The organism is Thalassotalea loyana, assembly GCF_030161435.1.
Taxonomy (GTDB): Bacteria; Pseudomonadota; Gammaproteobacteria; order Enterobacterales; family Alteromonadaceae; genus Thalassotalea_G; species Thalassotalea_G loyana.
Window position 1 is genome coordinate 141,410 of record NZ_BSSV01000007.1, and the last position, 14,128, is coordinate 155,537.

Here is a 14,128-nt window from a genome sequence, read left to right on the forward strand (position 1 = left end):
GCATTACTCCTTAAATACTGCAGTAGAAGATTGGGCTGAGGCTTCGGGTTTAAACAAAGTGGGGCGAGAGGGTGCAGCATCATTAACAAACGCAGGGGTTTGAAGAGAGATGAAGTAAAAGCCATCGGTAATAGAACTCTCGATGTAGGCGAGTTCTGTAATTGTGCAGTTTGCGCGGGTTTTGTTGTTTACTACACGCATGCCTTGTTCGACTTGCCAAAAAATATGATGGTTATTTAAAAGACCATTGTCATGCATTTTGTCAATAGATGGCATATCAACCACCAGATGTTCGACACCACGCGCAAGGATATACTCGATTGCAGACGTTGTTAAAAATGCATTTGGAGCATCTTCACTGTATCGCTGATAACGTTTGGCTGCATTGTTTGGTAACGTTCGAATGATCAATGAGGTTAGTTCACTATCATGTATATGATCAAGGTGATGCGCCAATTGCGATTTTGTTATCACCACGTCATTTTCTGCATAATCGACAACGTAGGGCTCTGACTGTAAGAGCGCGTTTTGTGGTGCTATTGTGACTAACGATACAGGGATCAAAAGCGGGGGGGCTAATTGGTCGATTGTGGTTGTTTGGTTATCGTCTATATGACAGATATGACCAACCGTTTCGGTATGAGTGCCATTGCAGTGTGGGTTAAACGATAGCACATTGACATTGCAACTACCTGATTGTCTAGTGTCGCCGATAAAACCGTCAACTGACATTGGCGTTCTTAGTGCAGGTTCAGCATCAAAATGGTTTGGTTGATGCTGATTGAAGTCAAGCGTTATCGCAATACTCTTACCCTGATTTAGATCCACCTTATAATATTTGTCATTATGCGTAATATTAATTTTCATGAGGATCACTTACGGAATTTATCGGGTGTTTCAAAACTATAACCACATTGTTTACAGGTTGCGTGATCGTGATAGAAACGCTGGAATACTTTAGGTAAGTCTTCTTCTATGTTCGCCAGCGCAAAGCTTTCTCGATACATTTGGGAAGCACAATCTGGACAATACCAATGAAGTTCATCAAGTTGATTCGCCAAACGCTTTTGTTCGACAACCATACCGATTGAGCCTTCAAAACGTTGTGGTGAATGTAAAACTTTTGGCGGTAAAAGAAATAGCTCACCTTGCTTAATAGCAATGTCTTTAAACAAAGCTTCGTTATTGGCATCGCGCTCAATGACTTTCAATATCATTTCACCCTCTAGTTGATAAAACAGCTCTGGCGTTTCGTTGTAATGATAATCGGTACGGTTATTCGGGCCACCGACGATCATTACAATAAAGTCATCCTGCTCAAAAACTTGTTTATTACATACTGGGGGCTTCAAATATTCACGATGTTCGTCTATCCACTGATTGAGATTTAATGGCATGACATAGGACATGAGCTACTCCTTAATATGAGCGATACACTTAAGTTCAATCGCAATGGGGGTTGGGAGTTTATTAATTTCGATTGTTGTCCGGCAAGGCTGATTGTCGCTAAAATATTGCGCATAAACCTTATTGTAGGTCGCAAAATCCTCATCCATATTCGTTAGAAATACCGTGACATCAACAAGGTCCATCCAACTTGCATTTGAGGCTTCCAAAATTGTTCTAACGTTTTGAAATACACTATGGCATTGCGTTTCAATGTCGTAATTAATGATGTTGCCATTGGTGTCTAACTCAACACCAGGAATGTCCGAAGATGTTGCACTTCTCGGTCCTACACCTGATAAAAATAGTAGGTTGCCCACTTGCTTAGCATGTGGATAAAGCCCAACAGGCTTAGGTGCCTTATTGGTATTGAAGGTTTTGCTGTTTGTCATAATTGTACTCGTTATTTGAAAACGATGAGAGTCACACCCAACAGGGTGATAAATTTTTATGTTTATTCGAATTAATCAATAGGCAAGGGCGGTGTTAAGCGGGGCTCCACTTACAACCAAGGGGGCTAGCGAAAATAGCCCCAGAAGATTTAAATTTATAACAAGTAACACTCATAATAAGTTAGTACTGTCGTCTTTTTTTTATACGTTATGTGTATTTTATACACACGTTTTTGGTTTCCGTAAAGAACCTCATTGCTTCTTCACCACCTTCTCGCCCTAATCCGGAGTTTTTCATACCACCAAATGGTGTTCTGAGATCACGATGAAGCCAGCAGTTTATCCAAACAATACCTGTTTTTAACTGCTCTGCCGCGATATGGGCTGTATTAATGTTGGTCGTCCAGACTGTTGATGCCAGTCCATAATCATTATCGTTAGCAAGAGATATTGCTTCTTCTAGTGTGTCGAAAGGCGTCAACGTGACAACGGGGCCAAAAATTTCTTGCTGATTACACGCGTGTTTCGCCGACAGTCCTTCTATCACTGTTGGTTGCATAAAGTAACCATTTTTTAGTGAACCGCTCAGTGTGGCTTGTTCGCCACCTGCAAGTATTTTGGCACCATCATGTTTGGCAAGCTGGACAAAACTCAGTATTTTTTCAAGATGGACTTTTGATACGATGGCACCCATCATTGTGGTCGGGTTTAACGGATCCCCAGGAACGAGTAGCTTGGCTTTTTCTATAAGTGCAGATTTAAACTTTTCATATAGATCACGCTGTATATAAAGCCTTGATGCGCATAAACAGATTTGCCCTTGATTGGCAAAAGAGGCACGAAATACTTCATTTAATGTCTGCTCAAAATCACAGTCGTTCATAATTATTGCGGGATTTTTGCCACCTAATTCTAACGAGAGCTTTTTGAATGTTGGTGCTAGCGAAGTAGCGATTTGAGCTCCAGTTTGCGTGCCTCCAGTAAAAGATATTGCACTAATGTCGGGATGTTCACAGATTAGTTTGCCGATATCTTGCCCTTTACCATGTAATATCGATAAAACGCCATCAGGCAGCCCTGCTTGCTGACATAGCATGGCAAAAAGGCTTGCGGTTTTTGGAGTCACTTCGGAAGGCTTGGCAATCACACAATTACCCGCCGCAAGTGCAGGGGCAATTTTCCACGTAAATAAATATAAAGGTAGATTCCAAGGGCTAATACAACCGACAATCCCCAAGGGTTGTCTGAGGGTGTAATTTATTGCATTACCAGCCATTTGATGTGACTGGCTTGCAAATTGGCTGGAAGCTGAAGCAAAAAACTTGAAATTACTTGCTGCGCGAGGAATATCAACAGCACGGGCAACACTGATAGGTTTGCCATTATCAATAGATTCCGCCTCAGCCAGTTGCTCAAGATTTTTTTCAATCAGTTGCGCAATCTTGTTTAGGATGTCACTCCTTTGCTCACTGGCCATATTTGCCCAGTCGGCTTGAGCCTCTTTGGCTGCAGCGATGGCTATTGATAGGTCATTTTCATCACTGTTCGGTATTTTCCCGTAAACTTCTCCCGTTGCTGGCGATATATTATCTATGTAGTGTGCGGAAATTGGTGGGCATAATTGACCGTTAATAAAGTTATCAATTTTATCCATTTAGCACCTATAAACAGCTTGTTCGACCACCATCTACTGGCAGGTTTATTCCGGTAATATACCCAGCACTCGGTGATGCTAGAAAAGTTACCGCATTCGCAAACTCTTCGGGGTCGGCAAATCTATTCATTGGGATTGTTGCTTTTTCGTTTAAGGTTGCTTGCTCAATAGTGATATTTTGTTTTTTCGCTTTTCCAGCAATAATGGCATCGAGTCGAGCAGTCGCAGTTGCACCTGGCAATACGTTGTTCACAGTAATATTGAATTGACCCAGCTCGTTAGCTAGAGTTTTAGCCCAACTAGCGACTGCACCGCGAATAGTGTTGGAAACACCTAGGCCGTTTATTGGTTGCTTTACAGAGGTTGAAATAACATTGATTATTCGACCATAACCTTTTTCTTTCATTGCTGGGGTAACAAGTTGCGCAATATTTTGATTATTGATGACATGCTGCTCAAATGCTTGCGCAAACAAATCAGGTGCGCTTTGAGTCGCTAGTCCGGGAGCTGGCCCGCCAGTGTTATTGACTACGATATCAAATGATGAAATGAGATTTAAATGCTCAGCCAGTACTTGTTTCACTTGCTCTGGATTTGAAAAGTCAGCAACAATTACATGATGTTGTTGCATGAAGGTAGTGTCTAACTCTGCTTTGACTTGTTGAAGTGATTCTTCGTTCCTAGCAAATAAAGTAACGTTGGCTCCATGCTTTGCTAATGTAATTGCGCATGCTTTACCTATTCCTTGACTCGCACCGCACACTAGCGCGTTTTGTTGTGTCATGTTTAAATTCATACAGTCTACTTTTTATAGTTATTTTTATTGAGTTAGGACCTTTTTAGCATAGCTGTTTAAAAAATGTCAGCATTTTGTTGTATTAATGTTCGAATGTTACACAGGAATAAATAACTCTGTTTTTGTTTTGACATTGTCTAGATTCTGAGTAAATTGTTAGCTGGTTTTTAGTGTCAATTGTGATCTATGAGTAAGTTTCCTGGTGTTCAGTTAGTTGGTGATTTTGAAAGTGACTTGCCCGTTATTGTGCTTTTTCACAGCTCTCTTAGCTCATCTAAACAATGGTGGGCATTAACTTCGTTGGCTAAGGCTTCTTACAGAATTATTAATATCGACTTGCTAGGTTATGGTGAAGCAGCCGAAGTAGAAGACCCTATGTCTTACGATTTTGCTGTCGAAAAAAAACGCTTCGTATCTGTTTTGCAGCAGCTATCAATTGAAAAGTATCACCTTGTTGGTCACTCCTTTGGCGGTGCTTTGGCACTAAAATTAGCTGTAGAAAGCCCCAATAATGTCTTATCACTTAGCTTATTCGAACCTGTAGCTTTTCATTTATTCGAGCCACAAAGTGAAGAATATCGAGAGGCGGTGACATTTTCGACAACCGTGCTCAATAACACACCACATAAGGCTGCTGAAGTTTTTACCAATTATTGGAACAAACCCGGGTTTTTTGTTGGTTTGCCACATAAGATGAAAACACTAATGGCTGCTGATATGCCCAAAGTAAATCTTGATTTTCAAGCGTTAATGGCTGAGCGATATGCAGTTGATGATATCTCAATAATAAATGCGCCTGTTTTATTAATGTCTGGTATAAAGAGCACGCATTTAGCGCATCAGATTATAAAAATGCTTTCAGGTGCTTTTAAGCATGTTACACTTAAATCGTTCAACGCAGGTCACATGGCGCCCGTGAGTCATGCACAAGAAGTGCAAGCTGAAATTTATCAATTTATTGAGAATAGTTAATTTGATGAAAAAGTTACTTCTTACCTCTGTAATATCCGCGTCTATTATTGCGGGAATTTTTAGCCCCAAAATAGATGCTGCTCAGGAGCAAACCATCCAAGATGTTTGTCTTTTGTCTCAGTTAAAATGTTTATCTGAAATTGAGCGTCGTCAGCCTAATGAGAAAACTCGCTCGTTTGAGTGGTATCAAATGGAAATGTTGAGGCATCAAAGCTTGTTTGAATTAGAAAGATTCGATGAGTTAATAACAACATTAGAGCCTTGGCAGTCTTATGACAATTTACCGCATTCATTCGCGTTATCGGTTGCTATTCACAAAGCAAAAATGTTGTTAATGCTAGGGGACAAACCAGCAGCTACCCGAGAACTGAATTTTGCCGTAAATCTGTTGGGCGAAATAACTAACTTTAACGGCAATCCAATGCTGATTGTGATGATGGCTAATGCTTTGCTTGTGATGGGCGACCTAGAACGAGGTTATCAAGCGTTAATTACTTTAGAAGAAAAATATCAACGCTCACCTGATCCTTTATTACGACGCGAAATGTACGCTAATCTTGGGCATTTCGCGACGCGATTGATAAAAAGGGAAGAGAGCATTCACTATCGAAAACTGTCTTTGGTTGCCGCGATTGAAGTTGATAATACTCAGCAGATTGGTGTGGCTTTCTATAACTTGGCATCTGCATACTCGGATAATGAACAATATTTTGAAGCTGTGACAAATTATCAAAATGCCATTAAATCTGCTCGTCAGTCCTTAGATCGAGCTACAGGGACTAAGGCGAGATTAAGAATAACCGAGTGCTATTTGAAAATAGGCAACTACGTGAATGCCAGAGAAGTGCTTCAAACAGTTAACTTATATAACATCCCTACACTTGACGAAGAGAGATATCACAAATTATTAGCTGAGCTCAATGAAAAGAATCCAGTGAATTAATCTCAATTGTGATGTTCCAAAAAAAAGCCCTGCAAAATTGCAGGGCAAAAATAACAATAAACACGTTGGGAGGTATAAACGATTAACTCTCTATCAAGCTTTTTCCGTTAATCGCTATTTTTCTTGGCTTAAGTGCTTCTGGGATTTCTCTTTCTAACTCTATATGCAATAAACCATTTTCCAAATTTGCACCGATAACTTTAACGTGATCTCCTAATTGGAATTTTCGCTCAAAGTTACGCTCTGCTATGCCTTGATGAAGGAAAGTTCGTGCTTTTTTATCATCCGAGGTAACTTTTGTGCCAGTCACAATTAATGTATTTTGTTTAGACTCGATATCTAACTCATCTTCAACAAAACCAGCAATTGCCATGGTAATTCTGTACTTATCTTCTGCAATCAATTCGATATTGTATGGAGGGTAAGAAGATTGTTTTTCTTGACGAGATGCTTTGTCAATTAAACCCGCTAAGTGGTCAAAACCGATAAATGAACGGTATAAAGGGCTTAAGTCTGTGTTTGTACGCATAATCATATCCTATTTATTTAGCAATATGTAAAACATCGAATTACTTCTGTCGTGCATGCTTTGCAACAACTGAAAAAGTAACGTCGACAAATGTGCCTTTCATAAAGAACAGGCGGTTAATTGAGTCCCATTACGGCGACTACAATTAATATATGTGTATCAGGTGAAAGCTTTTCAAGGAAAATATTATAATTTTTTTGATTTTTTTATTAAGTTTTTGATTTTAAATGTAAAAAAAGGCAGTTCGTCCTGCCTTTTTTATATCAAGGTGATTAACTGTCACTAACGTTTTCTGACGAAGATGTACTTTCTTCTCCCGCAGGAGAAACAGCTTTAGGGGTTGTTAGTGCTTTTAATGTTGATAACGCCATATCGTAATTAGGATGACTTGAAATATTCTCGACAAGTTCTTTATACGCAATCGTACCATTTGGCTCAATGATAAAAATAGCGCGAGTTAACAAGCCCATATCTTTGATGAGTAAACCGTATTTTTGACCAAAATCACGCCAAACAGCGTCAGATAAAACTTTAACCTTATCAATGTTTTCCGCTTTGCAGAATCGTTTCTGTGCAAACGGCAAGTCGTTGCTCACAGTCAACATAACGATATCGTTAGGCAGGTTTGCAACTTCTTCGTTGAAACGTTTAGTTTGAATAGAGCAGACACCAGTATCTAAGCTTGGGACGACAGAAATTAATACAGTTTTGTCACTGAAGCTAGTTAATTCAACTGGTGAAAAGCTTTCATTAACTACTTTAAAGTTTGGCGCCTTTTCACCGACGCTTACTTGGTTACCTAGTAGGGTTACGAATTTAGTACCAGCTTTAACTAAGTCAGTAGTTTCCATTAGGCTTGTTTGCTCTTGTGCTAAGCTGTAACTATGGGTGCTAAATCCCAGCAAGGTAAATAAAACGGCTTTAGTAACATTTTTCATAAAATTCTCACAGTTAATTGTTAGATTGTTGAAAGCAACTTGTTAAATATCTGTTCATTTTATTAACAAGCTATTTTTTAAGGCTTTTTTAACTTTACCTTGTTCAACTTATGTTATTATTATTGTAATAAATTTGTCCATTTGGAAGCTAGTAAAATGACAACCCAATTATTAATTTGTGATGATTCAAATATGGCTCGCAAACAGGTAGCGAGAAGTTTACCTGATGGTTGGGAGGTTAACATTAGCTTTGCAACGAATGGTCAAGAAGCTTTAGAGGCGATTAAAGAAGGTAAAGGCGACGTATTGCTGCTTGACCTAAATATGCCTGTATTAGATGGCTATGGCGTGCTAGAAGAGATTGTTAAACAAGACTTACCAACCTTAACAGTTGTTATTTCTGGTGATATTCAACCTGAAGCACATGAGCGTGTTAAGAAACTCGGCGCATTAGACTTTATTCAAAAACCAGTAAACAAGAAAATATTAACGAAATTACTGGCAGACTATGGCATCTTCTCGCAAGACGATACGCCTTCAGAACCTGCTCCACAGCCTTCGCCAACACCGGTTGTTGCACCTGTTGTAGAGCCAGTGAAGGAAGAAAGGCCACAAATCGTTCTGTCACAAGACCAGCGTGATTGTTATCAAGAAATTGCTAATGTCGCCATGGGGCGCGCTGGTGATTTACTTGCTCGTTTACTGAATGTATTCGTTGAGTTACCAATTCCAAATGTAAACCTTATCGAAGTTAGTGAATTAAGTATGGCGTTATCTGCCGTTGAGAGAGAAGAGAGTACTTCAGGTATTTGCCAAGGGTTTATTAGTGCAGGGATCTCAGGTGAAGCACTACTCATTTTAAATGATTCTAGTTTTCAGGATATAGCTCGGTTAATGAAGTATGACTCATCAATAGATCAAGATGCAGAATTGGAATTATTGATGGATATGGCTAATGTGTTGATTGGTGCCTGTTTAAAAGGTCTATCTGAACAGCTCGACTTATCGTTTAGCCAGGGTCATCCTGTCGTACTTGGTCAACACAGAAAAATATCTGATCTCATCGCGTCAAACTCGGATCGCTGGCAAAGAACTTTAGCCATTGAGATTAGCTATGGTATTGAGAATTATCCTATTAAGTGTGACTTGTTGTTACTTTTCACTGAAGAGTCGATGGTTACACTGAACAACAAGCTCGCCTACTTACTCGAAGACTAAGCACAAGCGTACACAGAATTACTGGAAGAAGTTATGTCACTAGAAACTGAGCAAATAAATGAAATCCATTGGTTAATGGAAATGCTTCACACCATTGATGTGGGCTTAGTCGTACTCGATAGAGATTATAATGTACAAATCTGGAATGGTTTTATGGAGCATCATTCAGGATTGTTGCCAAGGCAAGTGAAAAATAAAAATCTATTCGCTTTATTCGATGAGCTCGATGAGCAATGGTTTACACGCAAGGCCGAGGCTGTTTTTCTATTAAAAAACAAAGCGTTTACGATTTGGGAGCAGCGCCCATATTTATTTAAGTTTCAAAACTATCGACCGATTACCGGCTCGGCAGATTTTATGTATCAAAACACGACGTTTATCCCTCTGCTATCGGCTTCAGGTGAAGTCACGCATTTATGTGTTTTGGTCTACGATGTTACTGATACTGCGATAAACAAACTCACATTAGAACAGTTAAATGAAAAATTGGCGCGTATTAGTCAAATAGATGGACTAACAAACTTATTCAACCGAAGCCATTGGGAGCGTTGCTTTCAACTTGAATATAAGCGCTGGATTCGAAGTCAGCACAAGAGTTGTCTTGTCATGCTAGACATCGATCATTTTAAACGTATTAATGACAGTTATGGGCATGTTGTTGGCGACGAAGTGATTCGAGATTTAGCAGTGAATGTCATCAATGAAGTTCGTGAAACAGACGTCACTGGTCGTTATGGTGGTGAAGAGTTTGCTATTTTACTGGTTGATACGCCACTAGAGAGCGCTTTAGTTTTCGCTGAGCGTTTGCGTAAAAAGATTAGCGAGAAGACGGTTGAGTACAAAGGTAACACTATCCAATACTCAATTAGTGTTGGTATCGCGGAAGTAAGTGAAGAAATGAAAACTTATGAAAGCTGGATTGAAGCGGCGGATAGTGCGCTTTATAAATCAAAAGAGAATGGTCGAAATCAAGTGAGCTTATACAAGCAACCTTAGTTTAAAACGAACAACATTAAAAAAAACGGGGCATAAAGCCCCGTTTTTTTTGCATCGAGAGTAGCGATTAATGTATTTGCTTACCACCAACCCAAGTTTTTAATACTTTAGTTTGCCAAAGCGTCGTTTCGTCTGCATTAAAGTAATCTTTATCTACTAAAATAAAGTCAGCCATTTTACCTACCTCAATTGAACCAAGCGTTTGTTCTTGATGAGCAGCATAGGCTGCATCAATGGTAAAGCTAACTAACGCTTCATCTCGGGTCATTTTTTCTTTTTCGAGCCAACCGCCGAGAGGTTGGTTTTTATGGTCTTGTCGAGTGACTGCTGCATGTAATCCGTAGAAAGGATTAGCGTACTCTACTGGAAAATCTGAACCATTTGCTATCTTAACCCCGGTATTGAGTAACTTTCTCCACGCGTAAGCGCCCGCTAATCTCTCTTTACCTAATCTATCTTCAGCCATATTCTTGTCGCTGGTAGCATGGGTTGCTTGCATTGATGGAATAACGCCTAATTCGGCAAATCGAGGAATATCCTCAAGGCGCAGTATCTGAGCATGCTCAACACGGTGACGTAAATGTTGTGTTTTGGTTTCTGGCATCAGTAATTCATAGTTGTCGAGTACTAGGGTATTTGCCTTATCGCCAATTGCATGGGTATTAACCTGGAAGCCAGCTTTCATTGACTTTTCAATCAGTGTTCTTAGCTCTTGTGGGTTATGCAATAGTAAACCTTTGTGGTTATGTTGGTCACTGTAGCTTTGATGCAGTGCTGCACCTCGAGAACCTAAGGCGCCGTCCGCCGAAATCTTAACACTACGTAAAACAAACTTTTCATTTTTATCCGTAATGATTCCGGTTGCTAGCGTATTTCCAAAACCTTTGTCTGTTGCATCAGCCATTGCATATATGCGGATCGGCATTTCATCCTTATTTGCTAATAATTTGTATGCTGCGATAGTTTGATTGGAAATGCCTGCATCGTGAACACTAGTCAGTCCTTGAGACGCGAGTGATTTCATTGCTTTTTTCAATACACTGGCTTCTTGTTCAACCGTTAAGGGGCTAATCGCTTTATCAATTAAATACATCGCGTTATCAATAAATACGCCTGTTGGCTCACCTGAAGCTGTTTTAATAATTTCGCCTCCTTCAGGTGACGGCGTTTTATCATTAATACCGGCAATTTCTAGGGCTTTAGAGTTAGCCCAGCCAGCGTGGCCATCTACACGTTTTAACCAGACTGGTTGATTTGGGAATGCTTTATCTAAACTTTCTCTTGTTGGAAAACTGTTACTTGGCCAAATAACTTGATTCCAGCCACGGCCAAGAATCCAGCCTTGAGTGTTATTCTCGTCAGTAAAGCGCTTTACTTTATCCACGGCTGCTTTTTCTGACTCGATACCCATCAAATTCACTCTTGATATCCCGAGCCCGTATCCTAAAACATGTCCATGAGCATCGATTAATCCAGGTAACAATGTTTTTCCTTGACCGTCAATTAACTTGATATCTTTTCCTGAGGGGATACTTGCGCCTACAGGGAAAACTTTTGTTATTTTACTATCTTTGAAGGCTACTGCAGAAAACGGTTGGACATTATCGCCAGACGGAGTATATCCCTTAACATTGTAGATAATTTGTGTATTTGCCAGCACAAGGCTTGGAAGCATAGCCAGCAATGATAGACCTATTCTTTTCATTATTAACGCTCTTTAATCAGATACTTACCCTCATATTAAAGGGAAAGCGATTACCAAGGCAACGATTTGTGGTCTATTTGTTTGTTAATTATCTTCGTTGCCAGATACTGATAGCAATAAAGCCCAGCAATGCCAATATGAAAGTAGGGTAGTTGCCAAACCGACTATATGGAGTGTCGCCTTTAACAAGTGCAACATCCGTTTTTAACACGGCTTTTTCAAATTGTGGTAATTGGTCTGTAAATTGGCCATTATGATCAACGGCCGCTGTTACGCCTGTGTTCGTTGAACGAACGAGCGGTCGACCAAATTCTAAAGCACGCATTCTAGCTATTTCCATATGCTGATGAGGTCCATGTGATGTACCGAACCAGGCATCATTACTCACCGTTAGTAACACTTGAGTTTTTGGTGTCAAATTAGCGGCCAGTTGATTAGGGAAAGCGATTTCAAAACAAATTAGAGGTAATATATGAATGCCTTTTGCTATCAAATTCTGTTGGACATAATCGCCTCTAGAGAATGATGACATAGGTAGGTTAAAAAATGGCGCTAATGGACGCAATAGATCGCCAAATGGGACAAATTCACCGATAGGTAACAAATGATGCTTATAAAAACGGTTGCTGTGATTGTAATGATAATCACCCGTTGTTTTGCTCGTTGATTGGCTATTACCTAATGTAATTAGCGCGTTGTAGTAGGATTTTGATTCGAAGCTATAATCTAAAATCCCGGTAATTATAGCGGAGTCATTTATGCCAGCAGATTGGTTTACAAGATCTAAATAGTCCTGTGCCATAGGCTCTAATGTTGGAATTGCTGATTCTGGCCATACGATAATATCCGAATCATAATTGTCACGAGCCATGTCCAAATACATCAGCATTGTCGGCCATTCTTGCTCGTCATCCCACTTAATTGATTGCTCAATATTGCCTTGAGCTAGCGCGAATTTAACTGTTTTTCCCGTTGGGCTTACCCACTTGATGCTACTCGCAATAACAATGCTTGAAGACAGAATGATGAGTGACAAAGCCCAAAGGAGCTTTTTCTCAACTTTAAGCAGCCTGATAAAAACATAACTGACAGTTAACAAATATGCAGTAATTCCTATTTCGCCAATGATTGGCGCTAACACTGATAGTGGTGAGTCAATTTGACTATATCCCAATGAAAGCCAAGGAAATCCTGTTAGAACAACACTGCGTAAGTACTCGCATAACAACCAAGTTGAGACAAATAGCCCAAGATGCAGCGTTTTGTTTTTAGCAAGCTTACTTGCAAGATATCCTGCAAGCATAGGGTAGATAGCAAGGTATAAACATAACAGGAACATCAACAGTAACGAGGCAATTAGCGGCATACCACCAAATTGATCTATTGATACATGAACCCAACTGATTCCAGTCGTAAACCAGCCGAGGCCAAAGCAAAAACTTGCTTGAGTTGCTTTAGTTACAGATTTTCCATCGATTAATAAAAAAAATAATGGAAGAATTACAAGTGTTAACCACCAGTGGCCAAATGGCGCGTAGGCAAAAACCAAAAGGAGCCCAGCAATAAAGCTAAGCCCATTTGTTTTATTAAAGAAAGGTTTTATCGTTGATAACATCCGATGTATATCGATTTAGTCGATTACTTTTCCTGTGACTTCATGATCTTTAGGCACAGTGAGCTGAATTGTTTGAATACGTCGGTTATCTGCCGATACAATTTTAAAGCCAAAGTCGCCGATTGAAATTTCTTCACCTTTTTGCGGCATATGACCAAATTCATGTAACACAATGCCACCGATGGTATCGGCGTCTTCTTCATCAAATTCACAATTGAAATAGTCGTTGAAGTCAGCAAGCTCAGTGAGTGCCTTTAGTTGGTATACTTGACCAGCTAGATGCTTGATGTCTTCTTCGATTTCTTCATCAGTTTCATCTTCGATTTCACCAACGATTAATTCGAGAATATCTTCAATTGTGACTAGACCAGATACGCCACCGTACTCATCAACAACGATCGCCATGTGATAGCGTTCAGAGCGGAATTCTTTAAGCAAAGGTTCAACTTTTTTACTTTCAGGGATAATAATGGCAGGACGTATTACATCAGACAGTGAGAATTCTTCGTCAGTGCGATTAAAGCCATAAGACAAAAGGTCTTTTGCTAATAAAATACCTTCTACATGGTCTTTGTCGTCGTTTACTACAGGAAAACGTGAGTGGGCAGACTCTAGAATTTTAGGTAAAAATTCTTCTAATGACATGTTGATGTCTAATGTAACCATTTGCGAGCGAGGAATCATAATATCTCTTACGCGCATCTCGGATACACCTAACACACCTTCAATCATGAGTTTAGTCTCAGGATTGATCAGTTCACGGTCTTCAGCATCATTTAATACTTCAACCAATTCTTCTTTATTTTGCGGCTCTCCGGTAAATGCTTGGACTATTTTATCCAAAAACGATTTGTTCGAGGAGCCGTTGGTAGAGTGGGGGTTGTCATCGCTCATAGAGCTGTGTGTTTCCTGTGTTATTTAAAA

Annotated in this window: 14 protein-coding genes; 4 read left to right on the forward strand and 10 right to left on the reverse strand. The window is 39.8% G+C overall.

What is annotated here, in order from left to right:
• Nucleotides 1–3: 3 nt before the first annotated feature.
• The 5 genes from QQK05_RS15000 to QQK05_RS15020 form a co-directional block, all read right to left on the reverse strand.
• Nucleotides 4–867, reverse strand: a complete 864-nt coding sequence (locus QQK05_RS15000) for a cyclase family protein (protein ID WP_284300048.1) — start codon at nt 865–867, stop codon at nt 4–6.
• A gap of 5 nt (nt 868–872) precedes the next feature.
• Entirely contained in the window at nt 873–1,409 is a 537-nt protein-coding gene (locus tag QQK05_RS15005; RefSeq protein WP_284300050.1) for a 3-hydroxyanthranilate 3,4-dioxygenase, read from the reverse strand.
• 3 nt (nt 1,410–1,412) lie between these two features.
• Nucleotides 1,413–1,838: a RidA family protein gene (locus tag QQK05_RS15010; RefSeq protein ID WP_284300052.1), complete on the reverse strand. Its 426-nt coding sequence runs from the start codon at nt 1,836–1,838 to the stop codon at nt 1,413–1,415.
• A gap of 208 nt (nt 1,839–2,046) precedes the next feature.
• Entirely contained in the window at nt 2,047–3,492 is a 1,446-nt protein-coding gene (locus QQK05_RS15015; protein WP_284300055.1) for an aldehyde dehydrogenase, read from the reverse strand.
• Nucleotides 3,493–3,499: 7 nt separating this feature from the next.
• Nucleotides 3,500–4,288 carry an SDR family oxidoreductase gene (locus QQK05_RS15020; RefSeq protein WP_284300057.1) on the reverse strand — a complete coding sequence of 263 codons (789 nt, stop codon included), beginning with the start codon at nt 4,286–4,288 and terminating at the stop codon, nt 3,500–3,502.
• A 186-nt stretch (nt 4,289–4,474) separates the two neighbouring features.
• Between QQK05_RS15020 and QQK05_RS15025 the strand changes: the two genes are divergently transcribed.
• Nucleotides 4,475–5,260, forward strand: a complete 786-nt coding sequence (locus QQK05_RS15025) for an alpha/beta fold hydrolase (protein ID WP_284300059.1) — start codon at nt 4,475–4,477, stop codon at nt 5,258–5,260.
• Between the two features lie 4 nt (nt 5,261–5,264).
• Nucleotides 5,265–6,203 carry a tetratricopeptide repeat protein gene (locus tag QQK05_RS15030; protein ID WP_284300061.1) on the forward strand — a complete coding sequence of 313 codons (939 nt, stop codon included), beginning with the start codon at nt 5,265–5,267 and terminating at the stop codon, nt 6,201–6,203.
• Nucleotides 6,204–6,285: 82 nt separating this feature from the next.
• Here QQK05_RS15030 and QQK05_RS15035 read toward each other — a convergent pair whose 3' ends face one another.
• Nucleotides 6,286–6,732 carry an Hsp20 family protein gene (locus tag QQK05_RS15035; RefSeq protein WP_284300063.1) on the reverse strand — a complete coding sequence of 149 codons (447 nt, stop codon included), beginning with the start codon at nt 6,730–6,732 and terminating at the stop codon, nt 6,286–6,288.
• A 272-nt stretch (nt 6,733–7,004) separates the two neighbouring features.
• Nucleotides 7,005–7,670: a thiol peroxidase gene (tpx, locus tag QQK05_RS15040; protein ID WP_284300065.1), complete on the reverse strand. Its 666-nt coding sequence runs from the start codon at nt 7,668–7,670 to the stop codon at nt 7,005–7,007.
• Between the two features lie 156 nt (nt 7,671–7,826).
• Here tpx and QQK05_RS15045 point away from each other — a divergent pair, with 156 nt between their 5' ends.
• Both QQK05_RS15045 and QQK05_RS15050 read left to right on the forward strand, forming a co-directional pair.
• Entirely contained in the window at nt 7,827–8,888 is a 1,062-nt protein-coding gene (locus QQK05_RS15045) for a response regulator (RefSeq protein ID WP_284300068.1), read from the forward strand.
• A gap of 33 nt (nt 8,889–8,921) precedes the next feature.
• The gene (locus QQK05_RS15050) at nt 8,922–9,884 is read left to right on the forward strand and encodes a sensor domain-containing diguanylate cyclase (RefSeq protein ID WP_284300070.1); all 963 of its coding nucleotides are present in this window, start codon (nt 8,922–8,924) and stop codon (nt 9,882–9,884) included.
• 67 nt (nt 9,885–9,951) lie between these two features.
• Here QQK05_RS15050 and QQK05_RS15055 read toward each other — a convergent pair whose 3' ends face one another.
• The 3 genes from QQK05_RS15055 to QQK05_RS15065 form a co-directional block, all read right to left on the reverse strand.
• The gene (locus tag QQK05_RS15055; RefSeq protein WP_284300072.1) at nt 9,952–11,589 is read right to left on the reverse strand and encodes an amidohydrolase; all 1,638 of its coding nucleotides are present in this window, start codon (nt 11,587–11,589) and stop codon (nt 9,952–9,954) included.
• Nucleotides 11,590–11,677: 88 nt separating this feature from the next.
• Entirely contained in the window at nt 11,678–13,204 is a 1,527-nt protein-coding gene (gene lnt / locus QQK05_RS15060) for an apolipoprotein N-acyltransferase (RefSeq protein ID WP_284300074.1), read from the reverse strand.
• A gap of 15 nt (nt 13,205–13,219) precedes the next feature.
• Nucleotides 13,220–14,098 carry an HlyC/CorC family transporter gene (locus QQK05_RS15065; RefSeq protein ID WP_284300077.1) on the reverse strand — a complete coding sequence of 293 codons (879 nt, stop codon included), beginning with the start codon at nt 14,096–14,098 and terminating at the stop codon, nt 13,220–13,222.
• Nucleotides 14,099–14,128 lie beyond the last annotated feature (30 nt).

What these genes read in the sequence shown, in the direction of transcription:
- QQK05_RS15000 (WP_284300048.1), bottom strand. Translation starts at nt 867, where the DNA reads ATGAAAATTAATATTACGCATAATGACAAATATTATAAGGTGGATCTA.
- QQK05_RS15005 (WP_284300050.1), bottom strand. Translation starts at nt 1,409, where the DNA reads ATGTCCTATGTCATGCCATTAAATCTCAATCAGTGGATAGACGAACAT.
- QQK05_RS15010 (WP_284300052.1), bottom strand. Translation starts at nt 1,838, where the DNA reads ATGACAAACAGCAAAACCTTCAATACCAATAAGGCACCTAAGCCTGTT.
- QQK05_RS15015 (WP_284300055.1), bottom strand. Translation starts at nt 3,492, where the DNA reads ATGGATAAAATTGATAACTTTATTAACGGTCAATTATGCCCACCAATT.
- QQK05_RS15020 (WP_284300057.1), bottom strand. Translation starts at nt 4,288, where the DNA reads ATGAATTTAAACATGACACAACAAAACGCGCTAGTGTGCGGTGCGAGT.
- QQK05_RS15025 (WP_284300059.1), top strand. Translation starts at nt 4,475, where the DNA reads ATGAGTAAGTTTCCTGGTGTTCAGTTAGTTGGTGATTTTGAAAGTGAC.
- QQK05_RS15030 (WP_284300061.1), top strand. Translation starts at nt 5,265, where the DNA reads ATGAAAAAGTTACTTCTTACCTCTGTAATATCCGCGTCTATTATTGCG.
- QQK05_RS15035 (WP_284300063.1), bottom strand. Translation starts at nt 6,732, where the DNA reads ATGCGTACAAACACAGACTTAAGCCCTTTATACCGTTCATTTATCGGT.
- tpx (WP_284300065.1), bottom strand. Translation starts at nt 7,670, where the DNA reads ATGAAAAATGTTACTAAAGCCGTTTTATTTACCTTGCTGGGATTTAGC.
- QQK05_RS15045 (WP_284300068.1), top strand. Translation starts at nt 7,827, where the DNA reads ATGACAACCCAATTATTAATTTGTGATGATTCAAATATGGCTCGCAAA.
- QQK05_RS15050 (WP_284300070.1), top strand. Translation starts at nt 8,922, where the DNA reads ATGTCACTAGAAACTGAGCAAATAAATGAAATCCATTGGTTAATGGAA.
- QQK05_RS15055 (WP_284300072.1), bottom strand. Translation starts at nt 11,589, where the DNA reads ATGAAAAGAATAGGTCTATCATTGCTGGCTATGCTTCCAAGCCTTGTG.
- lnt (WP_284300074.1), bottom strand. Translation starts at nt 13,204, where the DNA reads ATGTTATCAACGATAAAACCTTTCTTTAATAAAACAAATGGGCTTAGC.
- QQK05_RS15065 (WP_284300077.1), bottom strand. Translation starts at nt 14,098, where the DNA reads ATGAGCGATGACAACCCCCACTCTACCAACGGCTCCTCGAACAAATCG.